At 60.8% G+C, this 18,901-nt stretch carries 18 protein-coding genes and 1 pseudogene; 14 read left to right on the top strand and 5 right to left on the bottom strand.

The window, feature by feature from the left end:
* Positions 1-133 precede the first annotated feature (133 nt).
* The gene (locus tag Q1V60_RS00430; RefSeq protein WP_300626707.1) at positions 134-358 is read left to right on the top strand and encodes a DUF465 domain-containing protein; all 225 of its coding nucleotides are present in this window, start codon (positions 134-136) and stop codon (positions 356-358) included.
* Between the two features lie 135 nt (positions 359-493).
* Here Q1V60_RS00430 and Q1V60_RS00425 read toward each other — a convergent pair whose 3' ends face one another.
* Positions 494-1,870 carry a VOC family protein gene (locus tag Q1V60_RS00425; RefSeq protein ID WP_300626706.1) on the bottom strand — a complete coding sequence of 459 codons (1,377 nt, stop codon included), beginning with the start codon at positions 1,868-1,870 and terminating at the stop codon, positions 494-496.
* A 288-nt stretch (positions 1,871-2,158) separates the two neighbouring features.
* Here Q1V60_RS00425 and Q1V60_RS00420 point away from each other — a divergent pair, with 288 nt between their 5' ends.
* The 3 genes from Q1V60_RS00420 (at position 2,159) to Q1V60_RS00410 (ending at position 7,030) form a co-directional block, all read left to right on the top strand.
* On the top strand, positions 2,159-3,568 hold the full coding sequence (locus Q1V60_RS00420; RefSeq protein ID WP_300626705.1) for an OprD family outer membrane porin: 1,410 nt from the start codon (positions 2,159-2,161) through the stop codon (positions 3,566-3,568).
* Positions 3,569-3,637: 69 nt separating this feature from the next.
* Positions 3,638-6,274 (top strand): glucosidase, encoded by a 2,637-nt coding sequence (locus Q1V60_RS00415; protein ID WP_300626704.1) that lies wholly within the window; start codon positions 3,638-3,640, stop codon positions 6,272-6,274.
* 126 nt (positions 6,275-6,400) lie between these two features.
* The gene (locus Q1V60_RS00410; protein WP_057025081.1) at positions 6,401-7,030 is read left to right on the top strand and encodes a hypothetical protein; all 630 of its coding nucleotides are present in this window, start codon (positions 6,401-6,403) and stop codon (positions 7,028-7,030) included.
* A gap of 66 nt (positions 7,031-7,096) precedes the next feature.
* Here Q1V60_RS00410 and Q1V60_RS00405 read toward each other — a convergent pair whose 3' ends face one another.
* Together Q1V60_RS00405 and Q1V60_RS00400 are read right to left on the bottom strand one after the other, a co-directional pair.
* Positions 7,097-7,411: an SCP2 sterol-binding domain-containing protein gene (locus Q1V60_RS00405; protein WP_057725078.1), complete on the bottom strand. Its 315-nt coding sequence runs from the start codon at positions 7,409-7,411 to the stop codon at positions 7,097-7,099.
* Between the two features lie 57 nt (positions 7,412-7,468).
* On the bottom strand, positions 7,469-8,179 hold the full coding sequence (locus Q1V60_RS00400; RefSeq protein ID WP_300626703.1) for a histidine phosphatase family protein: 711 nt from the start codon (positions 8,177-8,179) through the stop codon (positions 7,469-7,471).
* 192 nt (positions 8,180-8,371) lie between these two features.
* On the opposite strand from Q1V60_RS00400, the gene sohB reads away from it, so the two are divergent.
* On the top strand, positions 8,372-9,397 hold the full coding sequence (sohB, locus tag Q1V60_RS00395; protein WP_300626702.1) for a protease SohB: 1,026 nt from the start codon (positions 8,372-8,374) through the stop codon (positions 9,395-9,397).
* Positions 9,398-9,722: 325 nt separating this feature from the next.
* A complete protein-coding gene (locus Q1V60_RS00390) occupies positions 9,723-11,291 on the top strand; it encodes a TerC family protein (protein WP_300626701.1) in 1,569 nt (522 codons plus the stop codon).
* 25 nt (positions 11,292-11,316) lie between these two features.
* On the opposite strand, the pseudogene Q1V60_RS00385 reads toward Q1V60_RS00390, so the two are convergent.
* A pseudogene (locus Q1V60_RS00385) lies at positions 11,317-11,601 on the bottom strand (thioredoxin family protein); the annotation flags it as partial.
* Between the two features lie 73 nt (positions 11,602-11,674).
* Positions 11,675-11,923, bottom strand: a complete 249-nt coding sequence (locus Q1V60_RS00380; protein WP_300626700.1) for a hypothetical protein — start codon at positions 11,921-11,923, stop codon at positions 11,675-11,677.
* A 277-nt stretch (positions 11,924-12,200) separates the two neighbouring features.
* Between Q1V60_RS00380 and Q1V60_RS00375 the strand changes: the two genes are divergently transcribed.
* The 8 genes from Q1V60_RS00375 to Q1V60_RS00340 all read left to right on the top strand — a co-directional run bounded on the left by Q1V60_RS00375 (position 12,201) and on the right by Q1V60_RS00340 (position 18,745).
* A complete protein-coding gene (locus Q1V60_RS00375; RefSeq protein WP_300626699.1) occupies positions 12,201-13,049 on the top strand; it encodes a transporter substrate-binding domain-containing protein in 849 nt (282 codons plus the stop codon).
* A 52-nt stretch (positions 13,050-13,101) separates the two neighbouring features.
* Positions 13,102-13,764 (top strand): amino acid ABC transporter permease, encoded by a 663-nt coding sequence (locus Q1V60_RS00370; RefSeq protein ID WP_300626698.1) that lies wholly within the window; start codon positions 13,102-13,104, stop codon positions 13,762-13,764.
* An 11-nt stretch (positions 13,765-13,775) separates the two neighbouring features.
* Positions 13,776-14,438, top strand: a complete 663-nt coding sequence (locus tag Q1V60_RS00365) for an amino acid ABC transporter permease (RefSeq protein WP_300626697.1) — start codon at positions 13,776-13,778, stop codon at positions 14,436-14,438.
* The gene (locus Q1V60_RS00360) at positions 14,435-15,217 is read left to right on the top strand and encodes an amino acid ABC transporter ATP-binding protein (RefSeq protein WP_300626696.1); all 783 of its coding nucleotides are present in this window, start codon (positions 14,435-14,437) and stop codon (positions 15,215-15,217) included. The genes Q1V60_RS00365 and Q1V60_RS00360 overlap by 4 nt, the downstream gene beginning before the upstream one ends.
* A gap of 15 nt (positions 15,218-15,232) precedes the next feature.
* Positions 15,233-15,622, top strand: coding sequence for a RidA family protein (locus tag Q1V60_RS00355; protein ID WP_300626695.1), 390 nt, complete (start codon positions 15,233-15,235; stop codon positions 15,620-15,622).
* Positions 15,623-15,767: 145 nt separating this feature from the next.
* Positions 15,768-16,532, top strand: a complete 765-nt coding sequence (locus Q1V60_RS00350) for an IclR family transcriptional regulator (protein WP_300626689.1) — start codon at positions 15,768-15,770, stop codon at positions 16,530-16,532.
* Positions 16,533-16,541: 9 nt separating this feature from the next.
* Positions 16,542-17,750 carry an amino acid deaminase gene (locus Q1V60_RS00345; RefSeq protein ID WP_300626687.1) on the top strand — a complete coding sequence of 403 codons (1,209 nt, stop codon included), beginning with the start codon at positions 16,542-16,544 and terminating at the stop codon, positions 17,748-17,750.
* An 86-nt stretch (positions 17,751-17,836) separates the two neighbouring features.
* Complete coding sequence (locus tag Q1V60_RS00340; protein WP_300626685.1) at positions 17,837-18,745, top strand: sugar kinase; 909 nt, start codon at positions 17,837-17,839, stop codon at positions 18,743-18,745.
* Positions 18,746-18,901 lie beyond the last annotated feature (156 nt).

The raw sequence follows: 18,901 nt of genomic DNA, 5'->3' as shown, positions 1-18,901 counted from the left end.
ACCCGGCAAAGGTTTGATCCCATCGCCGGGGTTACGACGAACGGGGACGTATTGACCTCGAACATGACAAGACCCCAGGGAATGGGCTAGCTTCAAGGGGGTAGGCCATTGATCAAATTTGTGGAGGTACGCCATGCCAGTGAAACACGACCTGTATCAGGACCTGGGGTTGAGCAAGGAAGTCGTTCACGAACGCAGGGCGGGGGACCACCGGCTGGACTCGCTGCTCACTCAATACGACGCCGCCGACGCGCAGGTGCTGAAGGCGGAATCGGCAAGTGCCAGCGATGAGGATGTGGAAAAACTGAAAAAGAAACGGTTGTCGCTCAAGGATGAAATTGTGGAGAGGTTGGGTTAAGCAAAACCCGCAGCTTGTGGCGAGGGCGCCTGCTCCCGCTGGGGGCGAAGCGCCCCAAGGACAGTGCGACAGCTACGCAGCCGAGCGGGAGCAAGCTGCCTCGCCACAAGCGACAACAAGGCGTTTCAGGCGAATTTATTCGCACAGCGTTCTCATGCATTCGTCCATGGAACGCTGCTGCGTCTGGCCATACAGCTGCAACTCGTCGATCGTCCCGCGGCCCAGCGCTTGCTCGAATTCGGCCTTGTTCGAATTGGCCATGGCGTGATTCTGCGCGGCATCGCCCAGGTTCGACTGAAAAATCCCCGCCGCGCTCACCGGCAGGAAATCCTCGTACACCAGCGGTTCCACCTCCACGTGCGCCGCGCCGATCAATGCCTCCAGCGTGCGTGGCTGGTCTGGCCGGCCGCGGGCCGCCAGGCCTTGTTCGCTGGGGAAATAGCGAAAGTAGGCTAAGCCTTGCTCGCGCATCTGCGCGTGGTTGTCCGGGAATGCCCGAAAGTGCTGCTCCATCAATTGCTCATAACGCGCGGCGTTGGACTCGTTCGGGAACGCGCCGAGTTCATCGCGGGCGGCATTCAGCAACTGGTCGTACAGGGCGCGGCCCTTGGGCGTGAGCGCGACGCCGCGTTGCTCGATTTCGCCGAAGCGTGCGCTGTGGCTGCCCTGGGCATCGGTAAAGGCAATGGGTTCGTCGAGGGCCTTGAAGCTGGTCTGGCGCAACAGGATCGGGCAATGGCGTCGAGGTGGGCCTTCGATCACGGCTTTGGGGGTGATGCCGTGGCCGGGCATGGCGGCCTGCACCTGGTCGATGTCCAGGGTGCGTGGGGTGAGGTGGTTGATGTGCGGGCCTTTGAAGGCCACTACATCGGCGATCAGGCGGTGCTGGTCGCTGAGTTGCCGATACTGCGCGGCCGCGACGGTGGCGGTGTGGTGCCAGCGAAAGGTCTCCAGCGCCTGGTGAATAAATGCCTCTGCGTCGTGGGCATTGAGCCCGCCCTGCGTTTCGGCTTGTTCAATCAACGCCAGGGCGCCGGGGGTGAAGATCGAGCGCTTGGCCAGGGCGGTTTCGGCGAAGCCGCGCAACTCGGGGTCCTCGATCAGCTCCAGGCGCAGCAACGAGGTGAACACACGAAACGGGCTGGTTTGCAGCGACTGTTCGTGCACCGCGCGAAAGGCGGTGGAATGTACCGGCACGCCGGCCGGTGTCAGGTCGTAATAGCCCACCGGTTGCATGCCCATCACCGCGAACAGGCGGCTGATGGTCGCCAGTTCCGCGGCGGTGCCCAGGCGGATGGCGCCGTGGCGTTCCATATCCAGGCGCTGGATTTCGCCGGTGCGTTGCAACTGCTCGGCCAGGCCCCGGTTGCTGTCCAGCACACGGGCATTGGTCTGGGCCACCAGTTCCAGCAGCGCGCCGTACAACGGAACTTCATCCCGGTACATGTCGGACATGGCCTTGGAAAAGCCCTTGCGGATCTCATCGGGGCTGACATGTGCAGTGGCGTGCATAGAAAAATTCCTGATGGCTGTGACGATAAAAGTGGCCTTGTCCCGATTTTGTTGAGCGGCACGCCGGCTTGCAAACGAAGAATCCTCTGGACTTCATTCTGCAAATGAATGGGATGACGCAAATATGACCAGAATCGGCCGCGCTGAAATTTCATATTCACGCGCTTTTCCTAACTAATTCTTCACGGAGCCCGCCCCGGCCGGCGTGAAAGAATCGTCACGTTTGCAGGGATGAAAACGTCGTTTCGCACATCGCTCACATAAAAAAATATTCAGGGGCCGTCGTTAATGAAAATTTCTACACTGGCGTTGTCCATCGGCGCCGCCGTGCTTGCACAACAGGCCTATGCCGATGGTTTCGGCCTTGGCTCGCTCGGCACCGGCAACGGTCATAGCGGCTTTCTCGAAGACAGCCATGCGGCCGTCAGTTCGCGCACCATGTACTACAGCGCGGACAACCGTTCGGGCAACAATAACGACCTGCGCGAAGCCGCGACCATGCTGCGCTTTGACTACAAATCCGGCTACACCCAAGGCACTCTCGGCGTCGGCTTCGACGTCATGGCCTTCGGTGCCCTGCGCCTGGATGGCGGTGACGGTCATACCGCAGGCCCGGGCCTGGCCGGTAACGGCAACAGCTTTTTCCCGACCAGAAACAACGGCACCGAGCCGGCCGATGCCTTTGGCCGCGCGGCGGGCAATGTGAAGTTCCGCATTTCCCAGACCGAGTTGCATGTCGGTGGCGGCCTGGCACCGGTATTGCCGATCCTGGTCTCGAACGACAGCCGTGTAGCGCCGCAGACCTTCGACGGCGGCACCCTTACCTCCAACGACATTCCCAACGTCACGTTCACGGGCGGTGAGTTGAACCGCGTCGAGGGCCGTGCCTCCAGCAACGCCACGGGCTTGAGCGTGGCCGGCGGCACGCGGGACAGCGACAGCTTCAAGTTCGGCGGGGTGGACTACAAACCTTTCGGCTCTTCCGACAACGCCATCGCGAAAAACCTGACGTTGCAGTACTACTACGCTCAGTTGCAGGACTTCTACAAACAGAACTACGTCGGCCTGGTGCACGTGCTGCCCCTGGGCAACGACCAATCGTTCAAGACCGACCTGCGCTACTTCGACAGCAGCAGCGATGGCAAAAATGGCGAGAGCGGTTATCAGTTCAACAACAATGGCGGCTATGCCAGGCATGCTAATGAAGTGGACAACAAAACCTACAGCGCCGCCTTCACCTATCAACTGGGCGGCAGCAGCTTGATGCTCGGCCATATTGGCGTAGGTGATGACGGCGGCTTTGTGTGGGTCAACCAGGGCAGCCTTGCCGACCCGCACGCCCAGGGCGCCGGCGGCAGCGACTTTTACCTGTTTACCGATGCGGTGGTCGGGCAGTTTTCCCGCGCCGGCGAGCAGGTCAACTTCGGCCAGTACGCCTATGACTTCAAGGCTTACGTGCCCGGCCTTAGAGCCTCCGTCGCTTACCTCAACGGCAGCGATATCAAATCCAAGGTCGCCGGTGGCCCTGACCAGAAAGAAAACGAAACCGACTTCCGGTTGGACTATGTGGTGCAAGCCGGCCCGCTCAAAGGCTTCGGTACCACTTTGCGCACCGGTACCTACCACGGCAAAAACACCGGCACCGCCGACCAGGACCAAACCCGCCTGATCTTCAACTACACATACGCCATCTTCTAAGTCTTCATGTGCATCCGGGCGTCATTGGGTTCTACACTGCTGCTCATCCGGCGGGCGATGGAGGACCCAATGACGGCCACACCCACACACCCGATACTCGCCACCCTCGAAGGCCAGCGCCTGGCGACGGCGGATGCCGAGCGCTGGCGCGAGTGGGGGCCTTACTTGAGTGAACGCCAATGGGGCACGGTGCGCGAGGACTACAGCGCCGACGGCGACGCCTGGGCCTATTTCCCCCATGAACATGCACGCAGCCGCGCCTACCGTTGGGGCGAGGATGGCCTGGCCGGTTTCAGCGACAGGGCACAACGCTGGTGCCTGGGTTTGGCGCTGTGGAACGAGCGTGACGCGATCCTCAAGGAGCGCCTGTTCGGCCTCGACAACGCCGAGGGCAATCACGGGGAGGACGTCAAGGAACTGTACTTTTTCGTCGACGGCGTGCCCAGCCATGCCTATATGCGCATGCTCTACAAATACCCGCATGCGCCTTTTCCCTATGCCGACCTGCTCGCCGAAAATGCCCGCCGTGGGCTTGAGGATGCCGAGTACGAAGTGCTCGACACCGGTGTATTCGAAGACAACCGCTACTGTGATGTAACGGTCGAATACGCCAAGCATCAGCCTGACGATATTTTCATGCGCGTCACCGTGCACAACCGCGCGGACCAGCCGGCGCGTGTGCAGGTGTTGCCCCAACTGTGGGCGCGCAATGACTGGAGCTGGACCTATGACGCGCCCAAGCCGCAGTTGCGCCTGGACGGTGAGCGGGTGCTGGCCCGGCATCATGAGCTGCCTGACCGTCACCTCAGCGCCTGGGGCCAGGACGGCCTGGAGTGGCTGTTCTGCGAAAACGAAAGCAACTTTCCCAAGCTCGATGGGCAACCGGCGCCGGGGCCGTTCAAGGATGGCATCAACGACTATGTGGTGGGCGGTGCAGACTCGGCAATTCGCCGCGACACGGGCACCAAGGTCGCCGCGCGTTTCAGCCTCGAACTGGCGGGCCAGGAGAGCAAAGCCCTGTACCTGCGATTTGCGCCGATGGACGCGCCCGAGGTCAATGCACGCAAGCTGTTCGAGTTGCGCCGCCAAGAGGCGGACGACTTCTACGCCGCCTTGCAGCAAGGCATTGCCGATGCTGACGCGCGCAATGTGCAGCGCCAGGCCCTGGCCGGATTGCTGTGGTCCAAGCAGCTGTACTATTTCGACGTCAACCAGTGGCTCGACGGCGACCCGGCCCAGCCCGCGCCACCGCCCGAGCGCCTGCATATCCGCAACACCCATTGGCGGCACTTGTCCAATTTCGACATTTTGTCCATGCCCGACACCTGGGAATACCCGTGGTACGCGTCCTGGGACCAAGGCTTCCAGGCCGTGGCAATGGCGCTGATTGATCCGGGGTATGCCAAGCAACAGTTATTGTTGCTGGTTAAAGATCGCTTTATGCACCCCAATGGCCAGCTGCCGGCGTATGAATGGCGTTTCGACGACGCCAACCCGCCGGTACACGCCTGGGCCAGTTGGCGCGTGTATCAGCAGGACAAGGCGCTGACCGGCGTGGGCGACATGGACTTTCTCGAGCGGATCTTCCACAAGCTGCTGCTGAATTTTTCCTGGTGGGTCAACCGCAAGGACGCCGAGGGCCGCAACCTGTTCCAGGGTGGGTTCCTGGGCCTGGACAATATTGCCTTGTTCGACCGCTCGGCTGCGTTGCCGGCGGGTTACCAGTTGGATCAGGCCGACGGCACCGCGTGGGTCGCGGCGTATGCCCTGGACCTGATGCGCATTGGCCTGGAACTGGCCAAGCGCAATGGGGTGTACGTTGATATCGCGGTGAAGTTCTTCGAGCACTTCCTGTACATCGCCGGCGCGATCAACCGCGTGGACGACAGCGCCGAAGGCTTGTGGGATGAGCAGGACCTGTTCTTCTACGATGTGCTGCACCGCCCGGACGGCCAGAACGAGCCGGTGCGCCTGCGCTCCATCGTCGGCCTGATGCCATTGTTTGCCGTGTTGGTGCTGGAGCAGCGCGAGCACGAAGGGCTGCAAGGCCTGCGTGAGCGACTGCTGGGTTTTATGAAACACCGGCCGGACCTGGCCAAACTGGTCTCGCGCTGGAACGAACCGGGGCAGGGCAACCGCCTGTTGCTCGCCTTGCTGCGTGGCGAGCGCACCAAGGACCTGCTGCGGCGCATGCTCGATGACCATGAGTTTCTGTCGACGTTTGGCGTGCGCTCGTTATCCAAGGCCTTTGCCGAACAGCCGCTGGCGCTGAAGATGAACGGCGACACCCTGTGTGCGCGCTACCAGCCCGGCGAGTCCGACTCACGCTTGTACGGCGGCAACTCCAATTGGCGCGGGCCGTTGTGGATGCCGGTGAACTACATGCTGATCGAATCGCTGCGCGAGTTTCACCGCTACTACGCGGATAACTTCTCGGTGGAGTACCCCACGGGCAGCGGTTATCTGGCGTCCCTTGAGGAAGTGGCAAACAGCCTCAGCCAGCGCCTCACGCGCTTGTTTCTACGCGATGAAAATGGCCTGCGCCCTTCGATGGCGGGGTATGCGCAATTGGAAGCGGACCCGGCCAGTCGCGATCTGGTGTTGTTCCATGAGTATTTCCACGGCGAAACCGGGTGTGGCCTGGGGGCGTCGCATCAGACGGGGTGGAGTGCGTTGGTGGCGTTGTTGCTGCAGCCGAAAAGCTAAGCCGCACCACTGACTTGCTTTTCTGTGGGAGCTGCATTGCTTGCGACATTGCAGGCAAAAAATCCCGCCACCAAAAGGCTTGAATCAGGTAGATTCGCCGGCCTTACCCTTACAAGGATGTAGATCATGGCAAACCGCGCCATCGTTTCAAGCCCTGCCAACCTGCTGGGCGCATTGCTGGTCAGTGCCGCTGCGTTGCTCGCCTGCCTGCCGGTTGGCAGCGCCGGTGCGCAGGAGCTGAGGGCAATGTGCCTGGCATGCGATGTCGGCTTTGCGACCGATGCGACTAAATGGGTCAAGAACGGCATGTACCGTCTTGACGCAGTGACGCTGACGGATGACGAAAAGGAGATGGGTGCAGAAGCTGACGAGAAACGCAAAATGACCCGGATCAAACCTTTGGTTCTGGGCATTGATGAAAATGATGCGTTGGTTCAGGCAAGCGTAGACGCAATCGATGCCATGGGTAATTCCGGACGCGATAGCACTGTGTTGGAGCAGCAGTGGCCCGACCTGACTCGTCGTGCGCGGTACGCGTACAGTCTTTTTATGGCTGAAGATCAACCTGTGGACTTTTATAAAGTCTATGTGCGGGTAGGTCGCAATCAATACATGGTGACGGTTGGCCGGGACGTGGAGAGCGGCGAATTCAAGATGAGACCGGGCCATTGGCGGTTCCTCAATGAATACGGCAACCCGGGTTCGCCAGAAGAAGTGGCGCAGTTTAAAAAAGTCGAAGCCGCTGCTGGGCGTTGATAACGAGGCTTGGGCCAGAAATGAAAAATCCCGCCGGAAGGCGGGATTTTTTTGAGCGCGGCGTTATCAGGCCGGGAACAGCTCGCTCAGCTTCATCGCCAGCATCATGTCGCCTTCGGTGCGCAGTTTGCCGCCCATGAAGGCCTGCATGCCGTCGGTGGAACCGTCGACGATGCCTTCCAGGGTTTCGCTGTCCATGACCAGGGTCACTTGGGCGTCCGGGTTTTCGCCTTCCTGCAGCGAGCAGGTCTTGTCCTTGACCACCAGCGAGAAATTCTTGGTGTCGTCGATACGGAAACCGAATACCAGGTCCAGGCCTTCGGCAGCGCTTGGGTTGAATTTGGCTTTCATTGCTTCTACGGCTTTAGCTACGTCAGTCATGGTTTCGATCCTTTTGGGTGGAGTCCAGTGACCTTGGGGGTCACGGTTGGCCGCAGCTCATCGGAAAGTGATGAGCTGCGGCGCCTTCAACAGTTGCAAGTGGGCATGACTATTGAAGGAAGCCAGCGCCACCTCGCGACCACGGAATTTCAGCTGGTTGAGCGAGGTGTTAACAATTTGCCAGTTCAATTCGAACGCCCGGGCGACCGGCATTCGGGTAATCAGGTGGAGCAGGGCGGTGATGGTGCCGCCGGAAGTAAACACCGCGATCTTGTGCGAGTTGTCGGCGGCTTCAAGGATGCGCTGCAAGCCGCCCTGAACACGCTCGACAAACCCCAGCCAGCTTTCCAGCCCCGGTGGGTCGTAAGTGCCGGCCAGCCAGCGCTCGATGATCAAGGCGAAGATGCGCTGGAACTCACTGCGGTTCTGCGCGCCATTGCGCAGGATGTGCAGGGCATCGGGTTCGGCGCCGAGCAGATCGGGAAGCAGGCCGCGAATGATCGCCTCGCCGTCGAATTCGTTGAACGCGCTGTCGATTTCCAAGGGCGGAACCGGCAAGCCTAGGGCGCTGTATTGATCGAACGCGGCGGTGGCGGTGTGCTGTTGGCGGCGTAAATCACCCGACAGGCAACGATCGAACGTCAGCCCCAAATCGGCCAGGTGGCGACCGAGTACCTGGGCTTGTTCCATACCGACGGGCGACAGAACGTCATAGTCGTCTGCACCGAAGGAGGCTTGGCCATGTCGAATCAGATAGATGCTGCCCACGTCCGTTTTCCCGGTACGTTGAAAGTCTGGCGAGGTTATGAGGATGCCCGCGAGCTGTCAATGGAAAAACATACGCTTGTTTTAAAAGCCTGTTAGAGGTGCGCTGCTGGCGGTTGGGGCACTGGTCCGCAGGCATTGGCGCCGGTATGCTGGGCCATCCGCGCCTGGCGCAGTGCATTCTTAAGGAGACATATGGATTTTTTGGCCGAATACGCGAGCTTTCTGGCGAAGACCGTCACCCTGGTGGTCGCTATTCTGGTGGTGCTGATCAGCTTCGCGGCCCTGCGCAGCAAAGGGCGTCGTAAAGCCGCCGGCCAGTTGCAGGTCAGCAAGCTGAACGATTTCTACAAGGGCCTGCGCGAGCGCCTGGAATCGAACCTGCTCGACAAGGACCAGCTCAAGGCCCTGCGCAAATCCGAAAGCAAAGCCGAAAAAAAGCAGGGCAAGAAGAAGCCTGAGGTCAAACCACGCGTATTCGTGCTGGATTTCGACGGTGACATCAAGGCCTCGGCCACCGAAAGCCTGCGCCATGAAATCACCGCACTGCTGAGCCTGGCCACCCCCAAGGATGAAGTGGTGCTGCGCCTGGAAAGCGGCGGCGGCATGGTGCACAGCTACGGCCTGGCCTCATCGCAACTGGCGCGCATCCGCCAGGCGGGCGTGCCGTTGACGGTGTGCATCGACAAGGTGGCAGCCAGCGGCGGCTATATGATGGCGTGCATCGGCGAGAAGATCATCAGCGCCCCGTTCGCCATCCTCGGCTCCATCGGCGTGGTTGCGCAGTTGCCCAACGTCAACCGCCTGCTGAAAAAACACGATATTGACTTCGAAGTGCTGACCGCCGGCGAATACAAACGCACCCTCACCGTGTTTGGCGAAAACACCGAGAAGGGACGCGAGAAGTTCCAGGAAGACCTGGACATCACCCACCAGTTGTTCAAGAACTTCGTCTCGCGTTATCGCCCGCAGTTGGCGATTGACGAGGTGGCCACCGGAGAAGTGTGGTTGGGTGTTGCCGCCCTCGACAAGCAATTGGTCGACGAGCTTCAGACCAGCGACGAATACCTGGCCACCAAGGCCAAAACCGCCGAAGTGTTCCACCTGCATTATGCCGAGCGTAAGAGCCTGCAGGAGCGTGTAGGCCTGGCGGCCAGCGGTTCGGTGGACCGAGTACTGTTGACCTGGTGGAGCCGACTCACCCAGCAGCGGTTCTGGTAACCCGCGCCTGAAACCATGGATGAACCAATGTGGGAAGGGCTTGCTCCTCCCACATTGGTTTTGTACAGGTCAAGGGCGACAGGTTTTGTAATAGTTTTGCAGTGTAGGAAATTCCTATTTGGGCTGTAGGATTCAGGTCCTTTTGTTATCTCAGGACGTGCATGAACACCCTCTCGGAGCCCCCCAGTCGTCTTTCCTCAAGACATTCGCTGCCGCTGTTCCCGCTTACACACCCCTTATTGCGTCGACTAACCTTGTCCCGGTCCACTGACCGCGCATTGCCGTGCCCGGCATTCTGAACATCTTGAATACAGAGACTCTATAAATGGAATGGTTAGCGGATCCAACGGCCTGGCTCGGCCTTGCGACCTTGATTGTGCTGGAACTGGTGCTGGGCATCGACAACCTGGTGTTTATTGCAATCCTGGCGGACAAACTGCCGCCGGAGCAGCGCGACCGTGCGCGGCTGATCGGTTTGTCCCTGGCCTTGCTGATGCGCCTGGGCCTGCTGGCGAGTATTTCCTGGTTGGTGACCCTGACCCAGCCGCTGTTCGAGGTGTTCGACAAGAGCTTCTCCGGGCGTGACCTGATCATGCTGTTTGGCGGTGTGTTCCTGTTGTTCAAGGCCACCATGGAACTGCATGAACGCCTGGAAGGGCACGTGGCCCAGCACAAGGGCAACGTGGCGTATGCGATGTTCTGGCCGATCGTGGCGCAGATCGTGGTGCTTGACGCGGTGTTCTCGCTGGATGCGGTGATTACCGCGGTGGGCATGGTCGATGAGCTGGCGGTGATGATGATCGCGGTGATTGTGTCCATCGGCCTGATGATCGTGGCGAGCAAGCCGCTGACCCGCTTCGTCAATGCCCACCCGACGGTGATCATGCTGTGCCTGGGCTTTTTGATGATGATCGGCTTCGCGCTGACTGCCGAAGGCCTGGGCTTTCATATTCCGAAAGGTTACCTGTACGCGGCCATCGGCTTCTCGATTCTGATTGAAGTGTTCAACCAGATCGCCCGCTCGCGGCGCAGGAAGTCGGCGCAAGGCGTATTGCCGGTGCGTGAGCGTACCGCCCACGCGGTGATGCGCCTGCTCGGCGGTCGCAGCCTGGCGGTGGAGGAGGTCGGTGAAGAAGTGGCTGATCTGTTGGGCGAGACGGATGCTGCGCAGGGCCCGTTGTTCGATCGACGCGAGCGCGTGATGATCAGCGGGGTGCTGCAACTGGCTGAACGACCGATCCGCACGTTGATGACGCCACGGGCCAAGGTCGACTGTATTGACTTGGCAGACGATCCCGAGAGTATTCGCCTGAAACTGATGCATTCGTCCTACTCGCGCCTGCCGTTGATTCGCAACGGCGCGGTCGATGAGCCCTTGGGGTTCGTGCATAAAAAGGAATTGCTCAAGGAGTACCTGGCCGGCAACGAGCCGAACCTGGAGCATTTGGCGCGCCGGGCGATCAATCTGCTGGAGAGCTTTTCGATCCTCAACGCCCTGGAGCAGATGCGTCAGGAATCCACGCACATCGCCTTTGTGATCAACGAATTCGGCGATTTCATGGGGGTGTTGAGCATGACCGACATCCTCGAGTCCATCGCGGGTGAATTGCCGGACGCCAGCGAAATCGAGGGGCCGGATATTGTCGAGGAAGGCGACGGTTTTCGCGCCAGCGGCGCCTTGAACCTGAGCCAGGTCGGTCAGCGCACCGGCTTCAAGGCCGTGGCTACCGAGGATTATCAAACACTGGCCGGCCTGCTCATGAGCCTGCTCGATCGTCTGCCTGTGGTAGGCGATAGTCTGGAGCATCAGGGCTGGCGATTGACGGTGGCTGCAGTTGAAGAGCGGCGGGTGACGCAGGTGGTCTTGCAGCCTTGCTCCGGTCAAAACGACTGAACAGCCCGTCCACAAACTGCTGTTGTTGTTCCACGGGGCCGAGACCTTTGTGCAGCTCCACCCTGGCGCCACGCTCGTAGATCAACAACGTCGGGGTGCCCGTGACGTCAGGGTGCCTCGGGGTATGGGCGCAATCGAGCACCATGCTGACTATCCACGGATGGCGCCCGGCGACGCTTTCGAACAAAGGGGTTGCGCTGGCGCAGGCCGGGCAGTGCTCTGAAACGAACAGAATGAATACGGGCCGCGGTGTATTCAGTACTCGCTGGAAGTCCTCGGCGCTGGATATCTTTCGCGTGGCTGCGCCCATGGTGTTCTCCTGTCGGCGGCGTTGGTTGTTGCCAACGCTAGGCCGGTGGCTCGGCCCCGTCTACTGTCAACCTTCACAGGTCCGGCTTACGCTCCAGCCGCTCCCGGGCCTTGCGCGCCTGGCTCGCGCATTTTCGGTATTCCTCATTGTCACGGGACGCTTTGGCTTCACGATAGCCATGGTGATTCTGGCTGGTGTAGTTGGTGTCGAAGGCTTCCTTGAGTTTTCGCAGTTCTTCCTTGCACTCGCGGCGGTCGTTGCTCGCCAGGGCGTTGCTGGCCACCAGATAACACAGCATTAACAGGCCGAGCTTCAAATTCATCAGGGTGTCCGTCCATGTAGGGCTTGTTCGCTCTACAGGTTAGCCCAACGGTAAAAAGTTGGTGCGCAGTAACACCGTTATGGGGCATTGAGTAGCAGAGCACTTGAGTGATGGCGCAACGCCGCCGTGCTCCTCCACAACTATCTTGCTGATCCTTAAAGACTTTCTCTCCGGCATATTTTTCCTTCAGTGGCTATGGCACACTTTCTGCTGTCTATTCCGTTGTTACATACCAAGTTCCGGTATAGCGGAATACACATCTCCTGGAGTGCTTGTCATGCATCACCGACCTTCCGTGTTCAAAGCGTGTGTTTTTCTCTTCGCCGCATCGGCGTGCGTTGCCAGCCTCGCGCAGGCGGCGGACAGCAAGCTCGACGATGTGCTCAAGCGTGGGCATCTGATCGTGGGTACAGGCAGTACCAATGCGCCGTGGCACTTCCAGGGAGCGGATGGCAAGTTGCAGGGCTTCGATATCGATATTGGCCGCATCGTGGCCAAGGGTTTGTTCAACGACCCGAGCAAGGTCGAGTTTGTGGTGCAGTCTTCCGACGCGCGGATTCCCAACCTGCTGACCGACAAAGTCGACATGAGTTGCCAGTTCATCACCGTCACCGCCAGCCGTGCGCAGCAAGTGGCCTTCACCCTGCCGTACTACCGCGAAGGCGTCGGCCTGCTGCTGCCGAACGCCAGCAAGTACAAGGAAATCGAAGACCTGCAGGCGGCTGGCGATGACGTCACCGTGGCCGTGCTGCAAAACGTGTATGCCGAAGAATTGGTGCACCAGGCGCTGCCCAAGGCCAAGGTTGACCAGTACGACAGCGTCGACCTGATGTACCAGGCCGTGAACTCCGGCCGCGCCGATGCCGCCGCCACCGATCAGTCCTCAGTCAAATACCTGATGGTGCAGAACCCCGGCCGCTACCGCAGCCCGACCTACGCCTGGAGCCCGCAGACCTATGCGTGCGCGGTCAAGCGTGGCGACCAGGACTGGCTGAACTTCGTCAATACCGCGCTGCATGAAGCCATGACCGGCGTGGAGTTCCCCACCTACAAGGCCTCGTTCAAGCAATGGTTCGGCGTTGACCTGCCGGAGCCGGCGATCGGTTTTCCCGTGGAATTCAAGTGATCCGGAACAACCGGGGCGCGCTTGACGGCGCCCCATTCAGGTATTGCCGACCATGAACTATCAGTTGAACTTTGCCGCCGTATGGCGTGATTTCGACACCTTGCTGGCGGGCCTGGGCCTGGGCCTGCAGTTGGCCTTGCTGTCGATCGCCATCGGCTGCGTGATCGGCCTGCTGATGGCGTTTGCCATGCTGTCCAGGCACCGGGCGTTGCGCATCTTTGCTTCGGTGTACGTGACGGTGGTGCGCAACACGCCGATCCTGGTGTTGATCCTGTTGATCTATTTCGCCTTGCCGTCGCTGGGGATCCGCCTGGATAAAATCCCCTCGTTCATCATCACCTTGTCGCTGTATGCCGGGGCCTATCTGACCGAAGTGTTCCGTGCCGGGCTGTTGAATATTCCCAAGGGCTTGCGCGAAGCGGGACTCGCGATTGGCCTGGGTGAGTGGCGTATCCGCGCGTATATCACCGTGCCGGTGATGCTGCGCAACGTGCTGCCGGCGCTGTCGAACAACTTTATCTCGCTGTTCAAGGACACCTCCCTGGCCGCTGCGATTGCGGTGCCGGAGCTGACCTATTACGCCCGCAAGATCAACGTCGAAAGCTACCGGGTGATTGAAACCTGGCTGGTGACGACCGCGCTCTACGTGGCCGCCTGTTACCTCATCGCCCTGCTGCTCCGTTACCTGGAACAGCGTCTGGCGATCCGTCGTTAAGGAGGGTTTCCATGTACGAATCCCCCAGTTGGCTGCATGAATTGTGGATTGCCCGGGAGACGCTGTGGGCAGGGTTTCAGACCAGCATCTATTGCTCGGCGCTGGCGATTATTTTCGGCACCCTGATCGGCATCTTCGCCGGGCTGGTGCTCACTTACGGCAAATTCTGGATGCGTGCGCCGTTTCGTCTGTACGTCGACCTGATCCGCGGCACACCAGTGTTTGTGCTGGTGTTGGCGTGCTTCTACATGCTGCCGGCGCTGGGTTGGCAGATCAGCGCGTTCCAGGCCGGCGCCGTCGGGCTCACGCTGTTCTGTGGCTCCCACGTCGCGGAAATTGTGCGCGGTGCGCTGCAGGCCATTCCCCGTGGGCAACTGGAAGCCGGCAGGGCGATCGGCCTGACGTTCTACCAGTCCCTGGGCTACGTGCTGTTGCCCCAGGCACTGCGGCAGATCCTGCCGACCTGGGTCAATTCCTCCACGGAAATCGTCAAGGCCTCGACCTTGCTCTCGGTGATCGGCGTGGCCGAGTTGCTGCTGAGCACCCAGCAAGTCATCGCGCGCACCTTCATGACCCTGGAGTTTTACCTGTTCGCAGGCTTTATGTTCTTTGTCATCAACTACGCCATAGAGTTATTCGGGCGCTACATTGAAAAGCGGGTGGCCTTGCCATGAATCAACTTCAAACAACCGAACCGCTGCTGAACATTCGTGGCCTGCGCAAGCAATACGGGGCAGTGGAAGTGCTCAAGGGCGTCGACCTGAGTATGCAGCGCGGCAATGTGGTGACCTTGATCGGCTCCAGCGGCTCGGGCAAGACCACGCTGTTGCGTTGCGTCAACCTGCTGGAAGAATTCCAGGGCGGGCAGATTACCCTGGACGGTGAGTCCATCGGCTACAGCGACGTGGCGGGCAAGCGCGTGCGTCACCCCGAGCGGGTGATCGCCCAGCACCGCGCCATGACCGGCATGGCGTTCCAGCAGTTCAACCTGTTCCCGCATTTGACGGCCTTGCAGAATGTGACCCTGGGTTTGTTGAAGGTTAAGAAAATGCCTAAGGACGAAGCCGTGTCGCTTGCGGAAAAATGGCTCGACCGTGTAGGACTTCTGGAGCGTCGCAATCACTTTCCCGGCCAGTTGTCCGGCGGCCAGCAACAGCGCGTGGCGATTGCGCGGGCCATTGCGATGAACCCCAGCCTGATGCTGTTCGACGAAGTCACCTCGGCCCTCGATCCGGAGCTGGTGGGCGAAGTGCTCAGTGTGATCAAGGGGCTGGCGGAGGAGGGCATGACCATGCTGCTGGTCACCCACGAAATGCGCTTTGCCTATGAAGTGTCGGACAAAATCGTCTTCATGAACCAGGGGCGCATTGAAGAGCAGGGCTCGTCCAAGGACATCTTCGAACGGCCGCAGTCGCCGCGCCTGGCGGAATTTCTCAAGAACATTCGTTTTTAATCAGGAGCTACTTTTATGAGCATTACTCGTTACGGTACCGGCAGCACCGCCGGCGGCGGCCAGCCGCGTCCTTTCGCCCGCGCGGTGGAAGCCGACGGTTGGCTCTACGTGTCGGGCCAGGTGCCGGCGGTGGACGGCGAAATCGTCGCTGGCGGCATCATTGAGCAAACCCGCCAGACCATGCGCAACGTGGTGGCGATCCTTGAAGAGGCCGGCTACGAATTGAAAGACGTGGTGCGGGTCGGCGTGTGGCTGGAAGACCCACGGGATTTCTGGAGTTTCAACAAGGTGTTCGGCGAATACTTCACCCCGGAACACGCTCCCGCGCGGGCGTGCGTGCAGGCGAACATGATGGTCGATTGCAAGGTTGAGATCGATTGCGTGGCCTACAAGAAAAAAGGCTAAATGTTGCCCCCCTGCAGGAGCGAGCTTGCTCGCGAAGATGGTCAACGATGGCGCGGGCATTCTGAATGAACGCGTTGTCCTGAAGTTGTTCGCGAGCAAGCTCGCTCCTGCACGAGACCTCATTCAACTTGGGACCGAAACTGCCATGACCGAAGACACCATCAAACGCCGCGCCAAAGGCCTGGACCGTGCGTTCGATATCCTCGATTTTCTCAAGGAAGTCGGCCAGCCACTGCGCCCGAACGATATCGCCAGCGGCATCGGCAGCCCCAAGTCCACGGTCTACGAATTGGTCGCCTCGCTGCTCGAACGCCGCATCCTGGAAACCGTGGGCAAGGACGGGCACGTCTACCTCGGGCGTCAGCTGTATTTCCTCGGCCAGGCGCACCTGCGTCACTTCGACCTGACCCGCGAGGCCGACCACGCCTTGCAGGAGATCGTCAGCCGGACCCACGAAACCGCGCAGATGTGCCTGCTCAATGGGCGTAAATACACGGTGGCGCTGATGCGCGAAGGCGAGCGGCATTTTCGGATTTCCTCGGATATCGGCGAAAACGCGCCGATTCCCTGGACCGCCTCCGGGCGCCTGTTGCTGGGGCATTTGAGCGACCGGCAAATCGTCGACCTGATCGACCCCGACGATTTCATCATGCCGGACGGCCTGCGCCTGCCATTGGACACCTTCCTGGCGCAGATCCGCCAGGCCACCCTCGATGGGTTCTTCTCCTTCGACAGCGTGGCCGACACCTTTACCCACTGCTTTGCCGCGCCGGTGCGCGACGCGCAGGGCATCAGCATTGCAACGCTGTGCATCGTCGCCCCTCGGGCCGATGCGAGCAAAAACTATCATGACTATCGCCGGGTGCTGATCGACAGCGCCAACAACCTGGCCCGGCGCATCAACGAATAGGAATCTCCCATGTCTGCCTTCAATGCCGTTGAAAAAGGCGCCGCCGCGGTTGGCGCTCATCTGGTCCGCGACGTCAGCCTGCCGGCCCTCGTGCTGCACCGCGAGGCCCTGGAACACAATATTCGCTGGATGCAGGCATTCGTCAGTGCCAGCGGCGCGCAGTTGGCGCCCCACGGCAAGACCAGCATGATGCCGGCGTTGTTCCAGCGCCAGATCGCCCAGGGCGCCTGGGGCATCACCCTGGCCACTGCGGTGCAGACCCGCGCCGCCTACGCCGGCGGCGTGCGCCGTGTGCTGATGGCCAACCAATTGGTGGGCGCGCCGAACATGGCGCTGATCGCCGACCTGCTGGCCGACGCGGATTTCGATTTCCACTGCATGGTCGACCACCCGGACAACGTCGCCGACCTGGGCCTGTTCTTCGCTGCCCGTGGCTTGCGCCTGAACGTGATGATCGAATACGGCGTGGTCGGTGGCCGTTGCGGTTGCCGCAGCGAGCAGCAGGTGCGCGAGCTTGCGAAGGCGATCAAGGCCCAGCCGGCCCTGGCCCTCACCGGTATCGAAGGCTACGAAGGCGTGATTCACGGCGATCAGGCGATCAGCGGCATTCGCGCGTTCGCCGCCAGCCTGGTGCGCCTGGCGGTAGACCTGCAAGACAACGCATATTTCGACCTGCCCACGCCTATCGTGACGGCATCGGGTTCGGCCTGGTATGACCTGATCGCCGAATCGTTCGAGCAACAGAATGCCGCCGGGCGCTTCCTCAGCGTGTTGCGCCCCGGCAGTTACGTGGCCCACGACCATGGCATCTACAAAGAAGCGCAATGCTGTGTGCTCGACCGTCGCAGCGACCTCAGCGAAGGCCTGCGCCCGGCGCTGGAAGTCTGGGCCCATGTGCAATCATTGCCGGAACCGGGCTTTGCGGTGATCGCCCTGGGCAAGCGCGACGTGGCTTACGACGCCGGTTTGCCGGTACCGCTCAAGCGCTACAAGGCCGGGATTGTGCCGGCCCAGGGCGATGATGTGAGTGGGTGCAAGGTGACCGCCGTGATGGACCAGCATGCGTTCATGAGCGTGGCGCCAGGGGTTGACCTGCGCATCGGTGACATTATTTCGTTCGGTACTTCCCACCCGTGCCTGACGTTCGACAAGTGGCAGGTGGGTTGCCTGGTGGATGAGCAGCTGCGGGTGATCGAAAGCTTGCATACCTGCTTCTAGACCGCGTCGCGGCCATCGCAGGCAAGCCAGCGCCTACAGTGGGATTGCTCGCGAAGATATCCTCAGTCACCCCGGAGACCCTCGGCATGAACACCCACCCGCGCATCGCCCTTATCGGCGAATGCATGATCGAACTGCAACACCGCGCCGATGGCAGCCTGCACCAGAGCTTCGGCGGCGACACCCTGAACACGGCCGTGTACCTGCGCCGCGAGTTGGGAAATGTCGGCACCGTCGACTATGTCACCGCCCTGGGCGATGACAGCTTCAGTGATGCCATGTGCCAGCAATGGGCCGAAGAAGGCTTGGGGCTGGGCATGGTCCAGCGTTTGCCTGGGCGTTTGCCCGGTTTGTACTGCATCCAGACCGACGCCAGCGGCGAGCGCAGGTTTCTTTACTGGCGCAACGAAGCGGCGGTGCGCGACTGCTTCACCACGCCGGCTGCCGAACCGATCCTGGCAGCGTTGCCGGGCTATGACCTGGTGTATTTCAGCGGAATTACCCTGGCGGTACTTGGCGAAGTCGGCCGCGAACGCTTGCTGGAAAGCCTGGTGCAAACGCGTCGACGCGGCGGCAAAGTGGTGTTCGACAACAATTACCGGCCGCGACTGTGGGCCAGTGTCGAGGCGGCGCGTGCCGCGTATCGCAGGGTGTTGGCTGCGGTGGATATCGCCTTGCTCACCGAAGATGACGAGCGGGCTTTGTTTGGTTATGCAGACAGCGAACAGGTGTTTGCGGCCTACCCGCACATCGCCGAAGTGGTGCTCAAGCGCGGCGCCGACGCGTGCTTGATTCGCTGCGAAGGCGAACGCTTTGCCGTGCCGGCGTTAAAGGTGGAGAAGGTGGTGGACACCACGGCGGCGGGGGATTCGTTCAGTGCGGCGTATCTGGCCGGCCGGCTCAACGGTGGGTCGCCCGAGCAGGCCGCATTGGCTGGGCATCGGTTGGCAGGCCGGGTTATCCAGGTACCTGGGGCCCTGATCCCCAAGGCGTGAATGGCCGCCTGCGGCGGATCGCGGGCAAGCCCTAATGCCGGTCAGTTAAGCGCTAAAGCAGAAAAACCTGCGACCTGTGGCGAGGGAGCTTGCTCCCGCTGGACTGCGTAGCAGTCCCATTTTTGGGGCCGCTTCGCGCCCCAACGGGAGCAAGCT

It is taken from the genome of Pseudomonas sp. (assembly GCF_030147005.1).
GTDB lineage: Bacteria > Pseudomonadota > Gammaproteobacteria > Pseudomonadales > Pseudomonadaceae > Aquipseudomonas.
The sequence above is the reverse complement of the archived record's forward strand: the minus strand, read 5'-3'. Positions and strand labels throughout refer to the sequence as shown.

Coding starts and splice junctions, on each gene's coding strand:
- Q1V60_RS00430 (WP_300626707.1), top strand. CDS start 134: ATGCCAGTGAAACACGACCTGTATCAGGACCTGGGGTTGAGCAAGGAA.
- Q1V60_RS00425 (WP_300626706.1), bottom strand. CDS start 1,870: ATGCACGCCACTGCACATGTCAGCCCCGATGAGATCCGCAAGGGCTTT.
- Q1V60_RS00420 (WP_300626705.1), top strand. CDS start 2,159: ATGAAAATTTCTACACTGGCGTTGTCCATCGGCGCCGCCGTGCTTGCA.
- Q1V60_RS00415 (WP_300626704.1), top strand. CDS start 3,638: ATGACGGCCACACCCACACACCCGATACTCGCCACCCTCGAAGGCCAG.
- Q1V60_RS00410 (WP_057025081.1), top strand. CDS start 6,401: ATGGCAAACCGCGCCATCGTTTCAAGCCCTGCCAACCTGCTGGGCGCA.
- Q1V60_RS00405 (WP_057725078.1), bottom strand. CDS start 7,411: ATGACTGACGTAGCTAAAGCCGTAGAAGCAATGAAAGCCAAATTCAAC.
- sohB (WP_300626702.1), top strand. CDS start 8,372: ATGGATTTTTTGGCCGAATACGCGAGCTTTCTGGCGAAGACCGTCACC.
- Q1V60_RS00390 (WP_300626701.1), top strand. CDS start 9,723: ATGGAATGGTTAGCGGATCCAACGGCCTGGCTCGGCCTTGCGACCTTG.
- Q1V60_RS00380 (WP_300626700.1), bottom strand. CDS start 11,923: ATGAATTTGAAGCTCGGCCTGTTAATGCTGTGTTATCTGGTGGCCAGC.
- Q1V60_RS00375 (WP_300626699.1), top strand. CDS start 12,201: ATGCATCACCGACCTTCCGTGTTCAAAGCGTGTGTTTTTCTCTTCGCC.
- Q1V60_RS00370 (WP_300626698.1), top strand. CDS start 13,102: ATGAACTATCAGTTGAACTTTGCCGCCGTATGGCGTGATTTCGACACC.
- Q1V60_RS00365 (WP_300626697.1), top strand. CDS start 13,776: ATGTACGAATCCCCCAGTTGGCTGCATGAATTGTGGATTGCCCGGGAG.
- Q1V60_RS00360 (WP_300626696.1), top strand. CDS start 14,435: ATGAATCAACTTCAAACAACCGAACCGCTGCTGAACATTCGTGGCCTG.
- Q1V60_RS00355 (WP_300626695.1), top strand. CDS start 15,233: ATGAGCATTACTCGTTACGGTACCGGCAGCACCGCCGGCGGCGGCCAG.
- Q1V60_RS00350 (WP_300626689.1), top strand. CDS start 15,768: ATGACCGAAGACACCATCAAACGCCGCGCCAAAGGCCTGGACCGTGCG.
- Q1V60_RS00345 (WP_300626687.1), top strand. CDS start 16,542: ATGTCTGCCTTCAATGCCGTTGAAAAAGGCGCCGCCGCGGTTGGCGCT.
- Q1V60_RS00340 (WP_300626685.1), top strand. CDS start 17,837: ATGAACACCCACCCGCGCATCGCCCTTATCGGCGAATGCATGATCGAA.